This is a genomic window from Paenibacillus sp. Mc5Re-14 (assembly GCF_001049835.1).
Taxonomy (GTDB): Bacteria; Bacillota; Bacilli; order Paenibacillales; family Paenibacillaceae; genus Paenibacillus; species Paenibacillus polymyxa_C.
Genome location: NZ_CVPD01000001.1, coordinates 1388421 through 1408742 on the forward strand (window position 1 = coordinate 1388421; position 20322 = coordinate 1408742).

At 44.8% G+C, this 20322-nt stretch carries 2 protein-coding genes; both read right to left on the reverse strand.

Annotated features, from left to right (window positions below; genetic code table 11):
- Nucleotide 1 precedes the first annotated feature (1 nt).
- Complete coding sequence (locus BN1546_RS06455; protein WP_090736618.1) at nt 2-12544, reverse strand: non-ribosomal peptide synthetase; 12543 nt, start codon at nt 12542-12544, stop codon at nt 2-4.
- Nucleotides 12545-12554: 10 nt separating this feature from the next.
- Complete coding sequence (locus tag BN1546_RS06460; RefSeq protein WP_090736621.1) at nt 12555-20321, reverse strand: non-ribosomal peptide synthetase; 7767 nt, start codon at nt 20319-20321, stop codon at nt 12555-12557.
- Nucleotide 20322: the final 1 nt, after the last annotated feature.

The following is a 20322-nucleotide window of genomic DNA, read 5'->3' on the forward strand; positions in this document are numbered from 1 at the left end:
GTTACAGAACGGTTGCCCAGCGTCTTTCCAATTGCTCCAAGGCACTTTGTAAATGATTCCGTACTATACTTTCGTCTTCTGGAAAAGGTAGAGTTAGTGCCATAAACAGATTAGACTCGCTATCATGCCAAACTTCGCATAAGATTCGTGATCTTCCTTCAACATTGACATTACCCAGATCCACCGTTTGTAGGAGTTGATGCTCACTTCTCAGCTCACCAAGGAAATTAAATACAATTGGCATTCTATCCAAAGCCTGCTGCAAGTATCCTCCAGATAAAGGATAATCGTTCTGTACATCCGGGTTATACATTAAGTTAGCAAAGCTGATATTATGTTCAGCTGCCCATTGAACACTTTGGCGAACCTGCTGTTCTAGAGATACCAGGTTTTGGTCTAAATTTGTTAGTATCGGGATATGATCCACAAATTCACCAATAACATCATAGTAACGATTCTCTCCAAAGCTTCGGCCATACTGCGTTACCCAAATGGGTACCTGACTAAGCTCGAAATACATTTTACAAAAAGCAGTAAACGTAAAGAATGCGATCTCCCAATGACTAGTGTTGTCCAAGTGAACTGCTCTCTCGAAAGATTTTAAATCCCACATAACGGTTGTATGCCCTTCAAGTACTGCTTTTTGATCGACAAAATTGGTTATACGACCCATTGCACGATCAAACTTATCTAGACTATAGGTAGTTACTAGTTCCAGATCGTCAACACCCTGAGGTCCTTCCATAATATGAGCTGTAAAATCAGAGTAACGATTTTTGCTCCCTTCAGGCGTTTCCTTTCCAGCTCGAACACATTCATAATAAGTGTTGAACTGGTGCTTAATAATCTCACTGCTCATAAAGTCAAAGATCGAGTGCGAAAAAGGTAATATAAGCAGGTAGTCTTTCAGATTCTTTTTCACAATCAATATCCGATATAAAAGTGAATTGCTCAATTCATGCTTTTTGTAAAAATAAGGCCAGATGATATTGTTCAGAATCACTTGCTGTGCATCTTCGTCATACATAGAGATATCCACCAGTGGTACAGGAAGATGATCCGGTGCTTCCCTTACTTGCCATTGCAATTCTCCGTTTTCTTCACACAGCGTACTTCTCATCAAATCTTGATCTCGAATAATCTGCAGAATCGCTTCTCCCACATACTCCATGTTCATATGTTTTTCTAGCGGAATAATCGTGCCAGAAATATCACTGTGTTGGAGATGGTAGCGTTGTGTTGGAGATACAGGCAGTCTCTCGATCACTCTTGGGCTTAGAATAGCTTTGGAGAAAACGTCCAAATCATTGTCAATTCTTTCTGTCCATATGCTCTTAATGTCTTCAAGATTGACCTTTTCTAGTCTCAGAGTTTCTTCTCCATGCCAAGTGACGTAATGAGGCTGGATCGATTCATCGCAATTCATGTCCAACAGTTCCATAATCTCTTTTTCGAAAGAAATGGCTCCCTCTTCTAAATGTAGAACAATATAAGATTTTCCATTGAATTGCTCTTGTTGTATCCATCCCTTAACATTCAGCTTTTGATGCAGCAACGCTATAATCTGATCAAATTGTTGGGCAAGTACAGAATGGTTCTCTTCCATTCTTTCCACATGTAGTGCCAACTCTCTGACCGTAGGGTATTGATAGATACTGCTCAACCGTAATTCACTACTCAAAATCCCCTGTAACCGAGATGCAAGCTGAATAGCCGTTAAAGAATGTCCTCCCAGTTCAAAGAAATTGTCGTCGATACCCACATGTTCAACACCGAGTACACTCATCCAGATCTCGACTAATTCCTTTTCCAGCTCGCTGCTGGGCTCTACATATTCTGTTCCGGTACCAAACTCCAGCTCAATTTCTAATAGCATACGACGATTAATCTTACCACTCGACGTGAGCGGCATCTGATCCAAGAATACAAAATAAGCTGGAATCATATACTCTGGAACTGAGACAGATAGATTTTGTCGCAACATTGCCGTTGTCACATGAGGTTCGGCAACAAGATACGCACCCAAACTAGGCGTCCCCGTTCGGTCATCAGCACGGGCAAGCACTGCCGCTGCCCGAACTCCATCATGTGCAAGCAAAGCCGCCTCAATCTCACCCAGTTCGATCCGATACCCGCGGATTTTTACCTGATGATCGATTCTGCCCATATATTCGATATTTCCATCCGGCAACCATCTGGCCAGATCTCCTGTTCGGTACATCCGTCCTCCCGGCTCGTATGGATCTTCTACGAATTTCTCTCCCGTCAATTCCTCCCGGTTGACATATCCTCGCGCTACACAGTCGCCCCCAATATGCAGTTCCCCCGGTATCCCTATCGGTTGCAAACGGTCCTTCTTGTCCAAAACGTACAATTTTACGTTATCAATCGGCTTCCCGATCGGAATGCTCTCCGGTTCATGCTCGGCAGGACAGTCATAATACGCCACCTCCACGGTCGCTTCCGTTGGGCCATACAGATTATGCAGCGTGGCACCGCCGCCTCCTATCAGGCGGTTAAACCGACGAACATGCTCTGTCATCAGCGCTTCTCCGCTGGCAAATACACGTCTTACACTGTGCATTTTCCCCGCAGCTCCGCTGTGTTCCATGTATTCCAGAAACGCTCCCAGCATCGACGGCACAAAATGCAATGCCGTTACCCGGTTAGCCTCAACCGTTTCAGCTATTGTTGCCGGGTCCTTCTCTCCTCCTGGCTCCAAAAAGCATACCGTTGCCCCTTGGATGGCCCACGAGAATAATTCCCACAACGATACATCAAAGGTATACGGTGTCTTTTGCAGGATCACATCCTCCGCTCCAAACGGAATCCGCTTTTGCATCCAGTGCAGACGATTGATCAGCGAGGCATGCTCAATCATGACTCCTTTGGGCTTACCCGTAGATCCCGAGGTGTAAATCACATACACCAAATCCGTCGAGCGATTGATCGATTCCGGATTCTTTTCTCTTCCTGTTTGCTCCTTTTTCTGTACCAGCATATCTTCGATAGCGATCAGTTCCCGGGTTGTTCCATGACAACGAAGCTGCTCCGCTAACTCTTGCTGGGTCAATAAAATGGATGCTCCACTGTCCTCCAGCATGAACGCCAGTCGTTCTTCAGGGTCCTCTGGATTCAGCGGCAGATAGGCTCCACCTGCTTTCAAGATTCCTAGTAGTCCGATAATCATCTCCAACGACCGGTGAACCGCGATCCCCACCACACGATCAGGTCCTACTCCTTTTTCCCGCAGCACATGAGCCAACCGATTCGCTTGGGCATTCAGCTCCTGATACGTTAGTTGCCGTCCTTTATAAAGGGCTGCCGGATGTTCCGGTGTTCGCTCCACCTGCTCCTCAAACAATTCATGGATTGTCTTCTCTCGCGGATAGATCGCCGTCGTATTGTTAAATTCATTCAAAATCACTTCTTTCTCTGGTAAAGAAGTTACTTCAATTGAGGATATACTCATCTCCGGATTATCCACGATTTGTCGGACCACGCCATTTAAATGATTTTTTATACGTTCCACAAATTCTCTACTTAAGGTATCAGCGTTGTACAGAAATTTAATGTTCAGTTCTTCTTTTAGGGAAACAATAAGATTAAAGTCATAGTTTGTCTGTTCATAAAAAGCCATATCTCGCACGTGAATTTTCAGATTGTGCTTCTGCAGCGCCTCTTCTTCGCCATACTCAGGGTAATTTTCAAACACAATAATATGATCTAACAGGCTTTGTTTCAGTGTAGATATGGATTGAATGTCTGCTAACGATGTGTACTCATACTTAACCGATTCAATGGAGCTTTGTTGAGCTCTCTTGGCCATTTCAATGAAGCTTTCATTCTCCTCGCCATAAATTCGCACGGGAATCGTATTAATGAAAATACCTACCATGCTCTCAATGTCCGGGATTACTGGCGGTCGCCCTGAAACGACTGCTCCAAATACTACATCGTTGGTATTGTTATATCTTTGAAGCAATGCCCCCCATATGGATTGGAACAATGTGTTGACCGTAATCCGATTATGAGATGCAATCTCTGTTAATCGTCGTGTCAGTGTTTGGTCTAACGAAAATTCCAGCTGACTCGTCTGGTAACCACTTTCTTTAGCCTGCAATTTGGACGTCTTTGGTATAACTGCACATTGCGTATATCCATCCAAAGCCTGTTTCCAATATTGCATGGACTCCTCTTTGTCCTGCTTTTCCAGCCAACGAATATAAGTTGAATAAGCAGGGGCTGTTTCAGACTTAAGCGGTCTACCATCTTTCAATTCTAGATACATGCTCATAAAATCGTGGTAGACAATTCCTACGCACCATCCATCCATAATCATATGATGGAAAGTCCACATCATAAGGAACTTATCAGGAGTTGTTTTTAATACATTTATACGTATTAGTGCCTCATTGGATAAATCAAATCCACGCAGAAGATCTTGTTTTTTGTAATCCTCTAGATAAGCGGTAATTTCTTGCTCATTCATCCCGGTAAGGTCATAAAACTGAAACTCTGCATGTTGATGTTTACGCACGATTTGCCGAGGTTCATGTATACCGGTAAACACAAAATTCGTACGCAATACTTCATATTTTGCCAACAATTCTTGAAAACTCTGTTCCAGAAGCTCCTGCTGTAGTTCACCTTCCATTTCAATCGCGACTTGTTCCACATAAGCTGTAGTTTCCGGCTCCATCATGTAATGGAACAGCATTCCCTGCTGCATAGGTGTTAACGGGTAAATATGCTCTACCTGTTCAGTCCCACCAAACTGTGTGAGAATCTGATCTAATTCAGGAATAGAGAGAGTATGGTCTTGGTAATCAGATGGTGTGAGAACCTTCTGTGAAATGCTTGTACAGTGATTAATTAACATTTTTAAATGCTCTATATACATAAGGGATAATTGTTCAATAGCATGGTCTTCATGCTCGCCGCGAATATATCCAAATTCAAGTAACAGTTGGTCTTGGGAAACAATACTGTTGATGTCCAGTGTAAAATGGCTTTCTGCCCCTTCACCAACAGAACGTCCAGGAGATAACGGTGACGATTCAAAGCTTCCCTCTTGCGTACCATCCATAAATTGTCCCAGATAATTAAAACTGATTTGTGGCTGTATGTTAAAATCTAAATCTTGAATATGCTCCACATCGGTCAAATACTTCAGAACTCCGTATCCAATCCCTCGATTAGGGATATGCCGAATCATTTCCTTAGTTCGCCGAATAACAGATGAAATATCTTCACTATCCCTCATATCCAGCACAACAGGAAACATCGAAGTAAACCAGCCTATGGTTCGAGTAACATCAATCTCCTCCATAATCTCTTCCCTGCCATGTCCTTCAAGATTAATAGCGAAGATTTTACTACCCGCCCATTGCTTAATAGCCAATCCAAGTGCTGATAACAATAAGTCATTAATTTCGGTATTATAGGCCTGATGAGCAGTTCCAAGCAGTAGCTGTGTATCTTGCTTGTCCAACCGGACAGCTATACTCGTTCTTTCTTTTTTCACTCCACCCTCTTCAGTAACTGCTCTCTTCTGAGGAAATGGAGACTCACATTGAACACCTTCAATTTGCTGCCAATATGCCTTCTCCTTTAGTAAAGCCCGACTATTCGAATACTCTGCAAGCCGGTCGGACCAATACTGAAAAGAGTCTGTTTTATCCGGCAAAGTGATAGCCTCACCTTGTAATGCCTGGGTATATGCGCTCTCCAAATCCTCTAATAAGATTCGCCAGGAGATCCCATCAATAACTAGATGGTGAATAGCAATCAGCAAATGCTGACCTTGATCTGTTTGGAACAAGCCAACCCGGATAATCTCGCCTGCTCTTAAGTCCATGGTAGCCTGTAGCCGACTAGCCTCTTCCTCAATCTTGCTTTCAGCATCGTTATTTCCTTGTAGATTATAAATATTTAAATGAAGAGGCTTTAACTGCGTTTCCATATGGTATTGGCAAACAGAACTCTGACCGATCTCATACACCATTCGTAGGGCGTCATGGTGAATAATAATATTCTCCAAAGCAGTTTTTAGGGCTTCTTCATCAAACACACCACTAGTAAACAACATAACCGCTTGATTAAAATGGTTCCGATCATCCTGTACATTTTCGAAGAACCATTTTTGGATTGGAGTTAGCTGTACCTCACCTGTTACCGCCTTCTGGTCAATGATTCTGGAACGACGTTGGACATATGGTGCTACTTGCTGAACAGTAGGGTGCTGAAATATGTCCTTCATATCCAGCTTTAATCCCTCTTGACTCAACCTTGCGATAACTTGAATGGCCTTAATAGAGTCTCCTCCAAGGTCAAAAAAACTGTGACTAATTCCAATTCCCTCTTGTCCCAGTACGCCTTCCCAAATTTTGATCAACTTCTCTTCCGTAGGGCTTGTCGGTGGTTCATACAGCGTGCTTAAGTCTAAGTTGATATGAGGCTCTGGCAATTTCTTCTGATCCACCTTGCCATTAGCGTTCAGCGGCAAACTGTCTAGCAGTATTAAGCTGGATGGCAACATGTAATCTGGTAAATACTTCGCCAAGTAACGGCGAATAGCTGAAGTATTTAATTCCCCGTCTGTCACCATATATGCAGAAATACGATTTTGGCCGGATTGATCCGGTTTAGCTACAACTATTGCCTCTTTAATGCGTTCATGGGATAGTAGTTGATTTTCAATTTCTCCAAGCTCTATACGGAACCCCCTAATTTTCACCAGATGATCTTGGCGGCCTACAAATTCAATATTTCCATCTGGAAGCCATTTTGCAATGTCACCTGTTTTGTACATTTTCTCGCCTGGATTAAATGGATTGTCTATAAACTTTTCTTTTGTAAAATCAGGTAGGTTCAAATAGCCCCGGGAAAGTGCATCGCCTGCTATACAAAGCTCTCCCGGAATACCAATAGGCTGCAATTTAAGATTTTTATCCAGAATATACACAGTAGTACCTGTAATCGGGGCTCCAATCGGAATTGTACCTTTCCGTTCATGAATCTGATCTACACTATAACAGGTAGCAAAGACCGTGCTTTCGGTAGGACCGTACATATGCAGCATTTTATGGGGTCCGATATGTTCAAACAACTTACTCACATGCGGAAGTGAAACCCGCTCTCCACCAAAAAGTACTTTGCGAATTGTAGTAAAACATTCAATATTGGTTTCTATCAACGTGTTAAACAAGGCGGTAGTAATAAAAAATACCGAGACATTTTCATTTCGAATTAAGGAAGACAGTTTTTCTGGATTCAGCATATTCTCTTTACGTAAGAGAACCAGCTTAGAACCATTGACCAGAGCGCCGAATATATCGAAGACTGACCCATCAAAGGCATAGTTAGATAACTGCAAGAGAATATCCTGTTCTGTAAGATCGATATAATTGGAGTTTTTAATCAATCTTCCCACGTTATAATGCATGGTCAGATTCCCTTTTGGTTTACCTGTTGAGCCAGAGGTATATAGCACATATGCCAAATCATCCGGTTCATTCACATAAGGTAAGTTACTAGAATCTGAATCCTTAACGATCATATCGAGCTGATCCAAATCAAGGATTTCCCCTGCAAATCCATCTGCTCCTGCCTCTTTTATGAAAGTTGATTCAGTCAGAACATGATGAGAAGCCAATAATAGTGTTATCTTGCAATCGTATAGCATCAGACTAATTCGCTCCGCAGGATAATCTGGTGCCAGAGGAACATACGCACCCCCAGCCTTTAAAATCCCTAGGATTCCGACTATCATTTCAAAAGATCGCTCTACCATAATGCCAACAAGCGTATTGGCCTGTACTCCTTTTTCTCTAAGCACTCTGGCAAGCTGATTCGCTTTATCGTTTAACTCGCTGTAAGTCCATTGTTGTTCCTCGAACGATACTGCGACACGCTCCGGCGTCTTCGCTACCTGCTCTTCAAAGAGCTGATGCAGCAATTTTCGGTTCTCTTTCTCGTTAGAAGCGGGTACCGTATTAAATTTCGTTAACAGGATCTCTTCTTCGGATGCAGTTACCATGTTTACGTCGCTAATCCGGAGATCCGCAGAGTCCACAATAGTCTGCAAAATCTGCAAATAATGCTTCGACATTCTCTCAATACTTTCTTTGTGAAACAGCTTGTTACAATAATCAATTCGAAAAGAGAGTCCCTCTTGATCCGCTTCTGCTGTTAACGTTAAATCAACTTTGGCTATGCCAGTTTCAACAGAATACGGTGATATGGATATCCCGTCAGCTTGCAGACTTACCGAGTCGGTATTTTCTAGAGAGAACATCGTATCAAACAGAGGATTTCGGCTTAAATCCCTGTGAAGTTCGAGCTTATCTACAAGATCTTCTATTGGATAATCCTGATGTTCGAAAGCTTCCAGGCTGCTTCTTTGCACCTCCAGTAAAAATTGCTTGAGCGTTTTGTCAGCAGCTGGACGGTTGCGCAGCACTAGTGTGTTAACGAACATCCCCATAATATTTTCTAAATCTGTATGATTACGACCTGCTATTGGAGACCCTACCACGATATCTTCCTGGCCTGAATACTTATGCAGCAATACGTTGTAAGCCGATAGCAGTACCATAAATAAAGTGGTCCGATTTGCTGCAACAAATTGTTGTAGACTTTCACGAAGTGTCTTGTCAGCTTGAAAAGAATACCGATCACCTTCAAAGCTTTGTACTTGAGGCCTCGTGAAATCAGTTGGTAGATTAAGGACAGGAAGCTCATCCGAAAACAAGTCTAACCAGTACTGTTCCTGCTTCATCAAGTGTCCTTCTTTGATCCACTCACTGTTCCAAACGGCGTAGTCTTTATATTGAATACGCAATGGTGGCAGCGAGTTCCCGTGATATAATGTCGTGAAATCATTAGCCAAAACGCTCATGGAAACACCATCTGCAACAATATGGTGCATATCTACCATCAAAATATGCCTATTGTCCGAAATACGCACCAGCTTCGCCCGCAATAATGGAGCCTGACCTAAGTTAAACGGTCTTACGAACGATTTGAATATCGCTTGAATCTGTTTGTCCTGTGCTTCTATTTCGATATCATCAGCCTGTTGGAAACTCAGTTGAAATGGAACCTCACTATGAATTTTTTGTACTGGCTCCTCTGTGCCCCACTCAAATGATGTCCGAAATGCCTCATGCCTATCTATTAGATCCCTGAACACTCGCTCCAGCCGCTGGATGTCCAGTTCTCCCTCCATCAGTAAGGCAAAGGGCATATTGTATGCTGTTTCTGCTCCTTCAAACTGATGTAAAATCATTTGTCTCTTTTGAACGGATGTCACTGGATAAGAATCGCGTAGCTCGGCAGGAGCAATATCCATCATCGTCCCAGCTGCAACCTCTGGTCCGCAGATCAAAACACTCATTTCTTCGATGGTCGGATGTGCAAAAATATCACGGAGTGGAATTTCAACTTGCAGCAACTTATTGATTCGAGACATAAGTCGAGTCGCCGTTAGTGAATGTCCACCCAGTTCAAAAAAGTTGTCGTGTATACCGATGGAGGATATGTCCAGCAACTTCTCCCAAATCTCGGCTAGTTTTCTTTCCGTTTCGTTTCTTGGTGCAACATAGCTGGTGGCTCGCATCCCATGATCTGGTTCGGGTAGCGCTTTACGGTTAACCTTGCCACTGGACAGGTGCGGCATAACATCTAGACGAACGAAATGACTTGGCACCATGTAATCCGGTATGAGTGCCTTCAAGTGCGCCCTTAAAATAGATGTGTTCAAACCTTCTCCGCTTTCGAAATATGCGCATAAATATTTACCACCATCTCGATCATCAAGGGCAAGTACTGTAGCCGCCTTGATACCTTCGTACGCGAGTAAGGCCGCTTCAATCTCACCCAGTTCGATCCGGTAGCCCCGAATTTTCACCTGATGGTCGATCCGACCCATATATTCAATGTTTCCATCCGGCAGCCATCTCGCCAAGTCTCCCGTCCGGTACATCCGTCCCCCTGCTGCATAAGGGTCCGCTACGAATTTCTCCTCCGTCAGTTCTTTCCGATTCACATATCCCCGGGCTACGCAGTCCCCTCCAATGTGCAGCTCGCCCGGTACACCTATCGGCTGCAATCGGTCTTTACGGTCCAAAATATACAATTTCACATTATCAATCGGCTTCCCGATCGGAATGCTCTCTGGTTCCTGCTCGGCAGGACAGTCGTAATACGCCACCTCTACCGTTGCCTCTGTCGGTCCATACAGGTTGTGTAGCGTGGCTCCTTCGGCTCCCAGCAAACGGTTAAACCGGCGGACATGTTCTGTCATCAGCGCTTCCCCGCTGGCAAATACTCGCCGGACACTGCGCATTTTCCTAGCGGCTCCGCTGTGCTCGATGTACTCCAGGAATGCTCCCAGCATGGATGGTACAAAATGGATCGCTGTTACCCCGTTGGCCTTCACCGTTTCGGCTATCGTTGCCGGGTCTTTCTCGCCTCCCGGCTCCAGAAAGCATACCGTCGCTCCCTGAATCGCCCACGAAAACAGCTCCCACAACGATACGTCAAAGGTGTAAGGCGTTTTTTGCAGGATCACATCCTCCGCTCCAAACGGAATTCGTTTTTCCATCCAGTGCAGACGGTTGATCAGCGATGCGTGCTCAATCATGACCCCCTTCGGCTTGCCGGTGGAGCCTGACGTATAAATCACGTACACCAAATCGGTTGAGCAGTTAACGGGTTCCGGGTTCTTCTCGCACTCTTCTCCTGTAAGCTCCATCCCCTCCATCAGCAGATCTTCGATAGCGATTAGCTCGCGATCGACTCCGTGTGGACGAAGGCGGTCCAACTGATCCCGCTGGGTCAGCAGGATAGATGCCTCGCTATCCTCCAGCATGAATCCCAGCCGTTCTTCCGGGTCCTCTGGATGTAGCGGCAGATACGCCCCGCCTGCCTTCAAAATCCCCAGCAGGCCGACGATCATCTCCAGCGATCGATGAACTGCGATGCCCACCATTTGGTCGGGCCCGATCCCTTTCTTCCGCAGGACGTGAGCCACCCGATTCGCTTGGGCATTCAGCTCCCGGTACGTCAATTGCCGATCTTTGTATAGGGCTGCCGGATGTTCCGGTGTTCGCTCCACCTGCTCCTCAAACAATTGATGAATCGTCTTCTCCCTTGGATAAGGCGCAGCCGTCCCGTTGAATTTATTCAAAATCAATTCTTTTTCTTCTGGCAGAATAATATCTATTTCGTTCAAAACTACATCAGCAGATGAAACCACAGTGCGGGCGATTTCTTCAACATGTCGACCTAATCGATCTATATATGCTGGTTCGTATAATAGACCGTTATAGCTGAATTTCATCCGCAGTTTCTCACCGGGGACAACGTTAAGGTTGAAGGAATAATTAGTTTGTTCAAAGCCAGCCATCTCCGAAACCGCTAAACTGTTTTCGTCCGCGTGATCGGGGGCTTCCTCCATACCCGGAAAGTTTTCAAAAGCCAAAATATGGTGTATCAGATTACTCTTCAACAAACTCCCCGCCTGAATATCAGCAAGAGGCACATAATGGTGCTCCCCCGCCTCCATAACCGAATGTTGTACATGCTGGACGAATTCCGAAAAAGCAAGATGATCCTCTTCACTTGATATACGCACTGGAATAGTATTGATAAATAGGCCCACCATATTTTCTGCTCCCGGAATATCTGACGGACGACCGGAAACGACAGAGCCAAATACCACGTCGCGGGTGTTGTTGTATTTCATCAATAGCAGACCCCAGATGGAGTGAAACAATGTACTCAAAGTAACCTTGAGTTCTTTGGCCAGTGATTCCAACTGACCTGTTAATTGCGAATCAAAGCTAAAGATTTGCTGCTGTGGATCGTAATCAACGTGGCTCCCTTTACCACTCGTAGGCAAGATGCTTTGCTGTTCAAAACCATCCAAATATCGCTCCCAAAACATAAGCGCTGTATCTGTATCCTGCTTGTCCAGCCATTTGAGGTATTTTTCATAAGAAGGAGCTTCACCTAGCTGAACTGGCTCATTTTTTTTCAATGATGTGTAGATCTGGAACCATTCTTTCAGAACGATTTCTAAGCACCATCCATCCATAATGATGTGATGGAAGCTAACGATCAGCTTGTATACATCAGACGCACACTGCAATATGGAGACCCGGAATAACTCATCCCGGGTGATATCAAATCCGTTGGCCTTATCACGTTGAACAAACTGTTCTATATAGGCCACCTGGTCAGATTGCGTTAGTGAAGAAATGTCTTCAAAGTGAATGGATGGATGCTTCTGCCGGAATACGATCAATTTAGGCTCTTCAATATTGACGTGAAAAACATTGCTGCGCAATATCTCATGGCGCTCAAATAGAACAGAAAGACTTCGGTCCAGAAGCTCTACCTCGAGTAAGCCGTTCAGGGTAAGACTCACTTGTTCAAAATAGGCGTACGAAGTTTGATCTAGCAGGCTATGGAACAAGATTCCTTGTTGCATCGGAGTTAATCGGAATATACTTTGAATTTGCAGATCTTTACTCATAAGCCACCGCCTAGGAAGATGTATTATTTTTATAGTAGGCCATAATCTCATCCAAATCGTTAATTGAAAGATTCTCATCGCTCACATCTGCGGGAGTCCATTCCTTCTCCTTCTTTTCAGAGCAATGCTCAATAATTTCTAGCAAACGACTTTGCAAGAAATTTCCCAATTTTTGAATACTCGATTCAGCATATTCACGACTGCTATACTCAATCCCGAGGGTTAATATCCCCTGTTCGATACTGCCATTAATATCAAGCACAAATGGTGTCTCGGTCTCCTCACTTACTGTTCGACCCGCAGAATACTTTGATTCGACAAATAAAGGCGCAACAGAGCCTGAATCAATCTGGCCGTGATAATTAAAGCGAATTTCAGGTGCAAAATTTCCCTGATTAGTACTTTTCAAATCGTGTAGGGTCATATATTCCAGAATTCCGAAGTCAATGCCCTTATTAGGAACACGTCGCAACGCTTCCTTGGTCAGCTTAATTTGGTAAGCTAAATCGGTATTATGCTTCATATCCAGATGAATAGGATACATCGTAGTAAACCAGCCGACCGTTCTGGTTATATCTATATCATCAAAAATCTGTTCCCGTCCGTGCCCTTCCAACAAAATGGTAAATTCGTCATCATCAGTCCAGTCTCTCAATGCCAGCCCAAAGGCTGTCAACAGTAGATCGTTTACATTCGTACTATAAGCCTTGTGTACATCCTTCTGTAGACGATCTGTTTGTTGCTTGGAAAGCCTTACGTTGCAGATTTCCAGGTCTTTCCCTCTTCTGTCAGCGGCCGGATAGTCTTTATGAAGCGGTTTACTGGAATGACGGATTACATTCTCCCAATAACGTTTGTAACGAGCTGGACGCCCACCCTTTGCATCATCACCAAGGCGATGGGTCCAATCCTTCCATGAATGGGTCTTCGCCTGAAAGAGGATTTCTTCATTATTAAGTGCCTGCATATACCCCTGCTCCAAATCTTCCAATAGAATTCTCCAAGAAACTCCATCTACCACCAAATGATGAATCGCGAGTAGTAAGTGATCACCTTGAGCGGTGTGAAACAACCCCGCTTGCACAAGCGGACCGTTTTCTAAATTCATGCGCCGCTGAATCGCTTCGCTGAGGGTCTGGATTGCTTCTTCAATGGATGACTCATGGCTTACATCCAGAGCAGTAAGAGCATATGCCTTTCGATTCGTACCATGAATGATGGGAATAATTTTGTCCTGATTCGCTGTATATGTCATTCGTAAGGCATCATGATGCTCAGTCAGCTTACACAACACCTGATCGACCAGTTCTTCCTTCCACCCATTTTGGCTATACAACATAACGGCCTGGTTCCAATAGTTGGATTCCGTGAACTTTTGCTCAAAAAACCATCGTTGGATAGGGGATAGCTCAGCCTCTCCTTCAATAATCCCTTGCTCGGCTTGAACACTGACTGCTCTTAGATCTGGAGTTAGGCTACCTATCGTTTGATGACGGAAAAGGTCCTTAATTTCCATGCGATATCCGTGCTTACTTAGACGTGTGGAAATTTGAATAGCTTTAATCGAATCCCCGCCCAATTCAAAAAAGTTATGATTCGTTCCGATAGGAGCATAGCCAAGAACCTCTTGCCAGATTTCCGCCATCAACGTTTCAACCTTATTGGATGGAGGAATATAATCTACCTCAATCGACAGACTGTGATCAGGCTCAGGCAATGCTTTTCTGTCGATCTTGCCGCTCGATAGATAAGGCATAGCTTCCATAGATACGATATAAGCAGGCACCATATACTCGGGAAGGACTTCTTTAATACGAGCCTTTAATGCTTGTACATTGAATTCCTGGGCATGTTCAACATAGGCGCATAAATAACTTCCCCCAGAACGGTCATCACGAGCAAGCACTACTGCCGTCTGTACCCCTTCGTAGGCCAGTATTGCCGCTTCAATCTCACCCAGTTCGATCCGGTAGCCCCGAATTTTCACCTGATGGTCGATCCGACCCATATATTCAATGTTTCCATCCGGCAGCCATCTCGCCAAGTCTCCCGTCCGGTACATCCGCCCCCCCGCCGCATAGGGGTCCGCTACGAACTTCTCCTCCGTCAGTTCTTTCCGATTCACATATCCTCGGGCTACGCAGTCCCCTCCAATGTGCAGCTCGCCCGGTACACCTATCGGCTGCAATCGGTCTTTATGGTCCAAAATATACAATTTTACGTTATCAATCGGCTTCCCGATCGGAATGCTCTCTGGTTCCTGCTCGGCAGGACAGTCGTAATACGCCACCTCTACCGTTGCCTCTGTCGGTCCATACAGGTTGTGTAGCGTGGCTCCTTCGGCTCCCAGCAAACGGTTAAACCGGCGGACATGTTCTGTCATCAGCGCTTCCCCGCTGGCAAATACTCGCCGGACACTACGCATTTTTCCGGCGGCTCCGCTATGCTCGATATACTCCAGGAATGCTCCCAGCATGGATGGCACAAAATGGATCGCTGTTACCCCGTTGGCTTCCACCGTTTCAGCTATCGTTGCCGGGTCTTTCTCGCCTCCCGGCTCCAAAAAGCATACTGTCGATCCCTGAATCGCCCATGAGAACAGCTCCCACAACGATACGTCAAAGGTGTATGGCGTTTTTTGCAGGATCACATCCTCTGCTCCAAACGGAATTCGTTTTTCCATCCAGTGCAGACGGTTGATCAGCGATGCGTGCTCAATCATGACCCCCTTCGGCTTGCCGGTGGAGCCTGACGTATAAATCACGTACACCAAATCGGTTGAGCAGTTAACGGGTTCCGGGTTCTTCTCGCACTCTTCTCCTGTAAGCTCCATCCCCTCCATCAGCAGATCTTCGATAGCGATCAGCTCGCGATTGGCTCCGTGCGGATGAAGGCGGTCCAACTGATCCCGCTGGGTCAGCAGGATAGATGCCCCGCTATCCTCCAGCATGAATCCCAGCCGTTCTTCCGGGTCCTCTGGATGTAGCGGCAGATACGCCCCGCCTGCCTTCAAAATCCCCAGCAGGCCGACGATCATCTCCAGCGATCGATGAACTGCGATGCCCACCATCTGGTCGGGCCCGATCCCTTTCTTCCGCAGGACGTGAGCCACCCGATTCGCTTGGGCATTCAGCTCCCGGTACGTCAATTGCCGATCTTTGTATAGGGCTGCCGGATGTTCCGGTGTTCGCTCCACCTGCTCCTCAAACAATTGATGAATCGTCTTCTCCCTTGGATAAGGCGCAGCCGTCCCGTTGAATTTCTTCAAAATTAATTCTTTTTCTACCGCTGTTAACAAATCGGTATCACCTATGGTTTGTGTGCTATTAGCTACAAACGACCTTAGCACCACCACCATATGATCCAAGAAGCGTTCGACAGTGTCCTTTTGGAACAAAGCACTGTTATACTCCAAATTCAAATGAAGGTAGCTGCCTGTTTCTTCCGCACTCAAGGTTAAATCAAATCGGGATACACCTGGATTGAACGGAAACGGTTTGAATTCCAACCCACTAGATTGTAGCGGCTGTCCTTTTGTATTTTGCATGACAAACATGGTGTCGAAGATCGGGCTTCGGCTCACATCTCTCCGCAGCGCAAGCTTTTCGACCAATTGCTCAAAGGGATATTCCTGATGCTCAAAAGCAGATAAAACCGTTTCCTTAACTTCGTCCAGAAAAGCTGAAAGACTCTTCTCCGCTGAAGGGCTAGTACGCAGTGCCAACGTATTGACAAACATGCCGACGATCTTTTCCGTATCTGGATGTCTTCTCCCAGCAACCGGTGTACCGATGACAATGTCGTCTTGTCGTGCATGCTTGGACAAAACAACGTTATATACAGCCAGTAAAATCATGAACAATGTACTTTGAGTTTCAGCTGCAAGTTTGTGAAGTGGCTCTGTTATATCATCGCCCAGGATTCGGGATACTGTGTTACCTTCATAGCTTTGAATAGACGGTCTTGGGAAATCCGTTGGTAGCTCCAGTACAGGCGGCTCATGTTTAAAGAGATCCAGCCAGTAGGATTCCTGCTCTTTAATAAATCCATGATTTATTTGCTCATTATGCCAGTTAGCATAATCTTTGTACTGAACGGATAGAGGCGGAAGCGCCTGTCCATCATATGCTTTTACAAATTCATCCATAATAATAGACATAGAAACGCCGTCCGAAATAATATGGTGTAAATCAACCAGCAGCATATTTTTGTTCTCTGCCAACGGGATCAGCTCGCCTCTTAATAAAGGGGCACGGCTCAGGTCAAACGGTTGGACGAATTCACTTAGCACCGTTTCTATATGCTGTTCCTCTGAATCCTCTTTGCTGGTCAGACTATGAATTTTCAACTCAAATTCTACTTCGTCATGTACGCTTTGAACCGGCTCTCCGTTGATCCATGAGAAAGAAGTGCGCAATGCTTCATGTCTGTGAATCAGAGTGTTGAAAGCCATTTTCAACCGTTCCTGATCCAGATGGCCTTGAACGAGCATGACAGAAGGCATATTGTAAACCAGTTCCGCTCCTTCAAGTTGATGCAATATCATCTGACGTCTTTGCGAGGAGGAAACTGGATAATAGGTTTGATCAGAAAGTAGAGCAATTTCGGTAAATGTACCTGCCCCTCTCCCGATGGTACGTTCAATGAGTTTGCTCATGCTTTCCACAGTTGGGTACTCAAATATTTCACGCATAGGCAACTCGACCTGGAATTCTCGAATAATTTTCCCGATCAGTATTGTAGCCTTCAGCGAATGTCCACCCAGTTCAAAAAAATGGCTGTGTACACCTATGGGGCTCACATGCAGAATATCCTCCCACAAACGTACTAGACGAGTTTCTGTATCTGTTCGAGGAGCTACAACCCCCTGCTCCCGAATCACATGATGGGGCTCAGGAAGCGCTCCTCGGTTCACCTTTCCATTAGGCGTAAGAGGTATCGTAGCCATCTGTATCAGATGAGCAGGTACCATATACAAGGGCAGAGACGCTTTCAAAAAAGATCGTATTTCCTGTGTTAAGAGTTCATGGTCCGAAACAATATAAGCGCATAAATACGTTTCGTCCTCTTGGTCTTTTCTAGATAGAACAACGGCTTCTCTGATGTCATGATGAGAGAGCAGGACCTTTTCGATTTCTCCAGTCTCAATACGATATCCACGGATTTTCACCTGGTGGTCTGTTCTTCCGAGATACTCCACATTGCCGTCGGGGAGCCACTTTGCCAAGTCCCCTGTCTTATACATGCGCTCTCCGAAAACGAATGGACTATCCGTGAATCTTTCGTCCGTTAGATCGGGTTGATTAATGTAGCCTAGGGCTACTCCTGTGCCAGCAATATGAAGTTCCCCCGGAATACCAACAGGAAGCAGTCTCCTCTCCTGATCCAAAATGTACAACCGGGTATTGTCAATAGGCTTACCAATTGGAATACTCTGCAAATCATCTCCATCCGGGCAATCAAACCATGTTGCATCCACTGTTGCCTCCGTTGGTCCGTATAAATTATGCAGAGTTGTTCCATTCGGCTTTCGAAGCAGAGTATTAAACCGTCTGGCTTGCTTTACTGTTAGTGCCTCCCCGCTAGCGAAAACTCGTTTAATACTGCTGAGTTTCCCCTCTGCTTGGTGCTGCTCAACATACTCCAAAAAAACAGACAACATGGAAGGCACAAAATGAAGGGTTGTAATTTTCTGTTCTGTCACCGTGTCCACCAGTAGCTTGGGATCCTTCTCCCCATCAGGCGGAAGAAAGTAGACTGAAGCTCCGGCTATAGCCCACCAAAATAGTTCCCATACAGAAACATCAAAGGTGTAAGGCGTTTTCTGTAAAATGATATCGTGCACACCAATCGGATACTTTTTTTGCATCCAATGAAGCCGATTCACTATAGAGGTGTGACGAATCATAACTCCTTTAGGCTTACCTGTAGAACCGGATGTATAAATTACGTAAGCTAAATCTTCCGGCCCACTGTAAGGTTCAAGATTAGTTTTTTCAGTTGGCCAGTCTGCTCCGATCGCAAGCACGCTGATATTCGCTGAAATATCCTTTAATGTAGATTGGATTTCCTGTTGCACCAGCAAGATGGAAGCGCCGCTGTTACCCGCTATATATTGAATTCGCTCCAGAGGATCCTCTGGATTGATTGGCAAGTAAGCTCCCCCTGCCTTAAGAATAGCCATGATCCCGACTAACATCTCCGGTGAGCGATAGGCTGCAATCCCAACAATCTGGCCGGTTTGCATCCCTTTCATCCTCAAGACGCGAGCCAAACGGTTAGCCCGTTCGTTCAATTCCAGATAAGTTAGCCGCTCATCAGCGAATGCTGCTGCCAAACGATTCGGCGTCAGTGCCACCTGCTCTTCGAATAGCTGTTGAATCGTTTGACTTTGAGGATATAAGGCATCTGTATCATTAAAATCTCGCAGGATTCTGTGTTTTTCCTCGCCAGAAAGCAAATCAATATCATCCACATTCATATGCGGATTAGAAACTACCTGTTCAGCTATTTGTTTTAGGTGCAGTTCAATTCTTTCAATATCTGAAGCTTGATAAGCAATACTGTTATAGCCAAACTTAACTTTCAATTCTTTACCAGGAATGACTCCAATATTAAAATCATAATTCGTTTGCTCAAAGCCCTCGGTTTCCACAATTGAAACAAGCTGTTCTCCTTCACCACCAGCAAGCTCTTCAGTAATTGGGTAGTTCTCGAACGCTATGATATGGTGGATTAAGCTCTTGCCCAGTGGGGTTAGCATCTGAATATCAGCCAAGGATAGAAAATGGTACTTCCCCGATTCCATCATATTCTGCTGAAATTGCTTGATTATCTGGGAAAATGTTTGTGCTTCTTTATGACAAATACGTACAGGAATCGTATTAATAAATAATCCAACCATTTTCTCCGACCCTTCCAGCTCAGCTGGACGGCCGGAAACAACGGAACCAAATACCACATCTTTGGTGTTATTGTATCTTTGCAGCAACAGACCCCATATCCCATGAAATACAGAACTTAAGGTTACCTGATTTTGTTGTGCTATCATTTCCAAACCACGGGTTAACTGCTCGTCCAAGGTGAAAATATGGTTGTTCAGCTTGTAGCTTCCATCCTCAGTTGACTTGCTGCTAAGAGGTAAGCCACTTTGCTCTTCCACACCTGATAATTGTTGTTCCCAATAAGCAAGAGCTGTCTTCTTATTTTGCTGCCCTAACCAACTGATATACCGGCTATATGGAAATACTGCGTCCAATTCTGGCTTCTTCCCGAGGGAATAAGCTCTGTAAATTTGGAACAGATCCTTCGCAATTGTACCAATACACCAGCCATCCATAATGATGTGATGAAAGCTTAGAACCATTTTGCAGCTTGTATCACTTAATGCAAGAACACTTATCCGAATAAGGAGATCCTTTTCCAGATCAAAACGAATTTTCCGATCATTAATCGTAAAATTATCAACATATAAACGTTGTTCTGCTTCATTTAATTCCGTAATGTCTCTATAATCAATCGTTGCCTCTTTATTAGCCAGCACGACTTGTAACGGTTGGTCTGTTTCTTTATAAACAAACACAGTCCGTAACACATCATAACGGTCAATTAGGGTTTGGAAGCTTTCATTCAGCGTCTCTGCATTCAACCGTTCATTTAAGGTAATGACCGTTTGATCAAAATATGCTTCTGAGTGCTCGTCTAAAATGGAGTGATATAGAAGCCCCTCCTGCATGGGTGTCAATGGATAAATGTTTTGAATGAGTGCGTTTCTCATA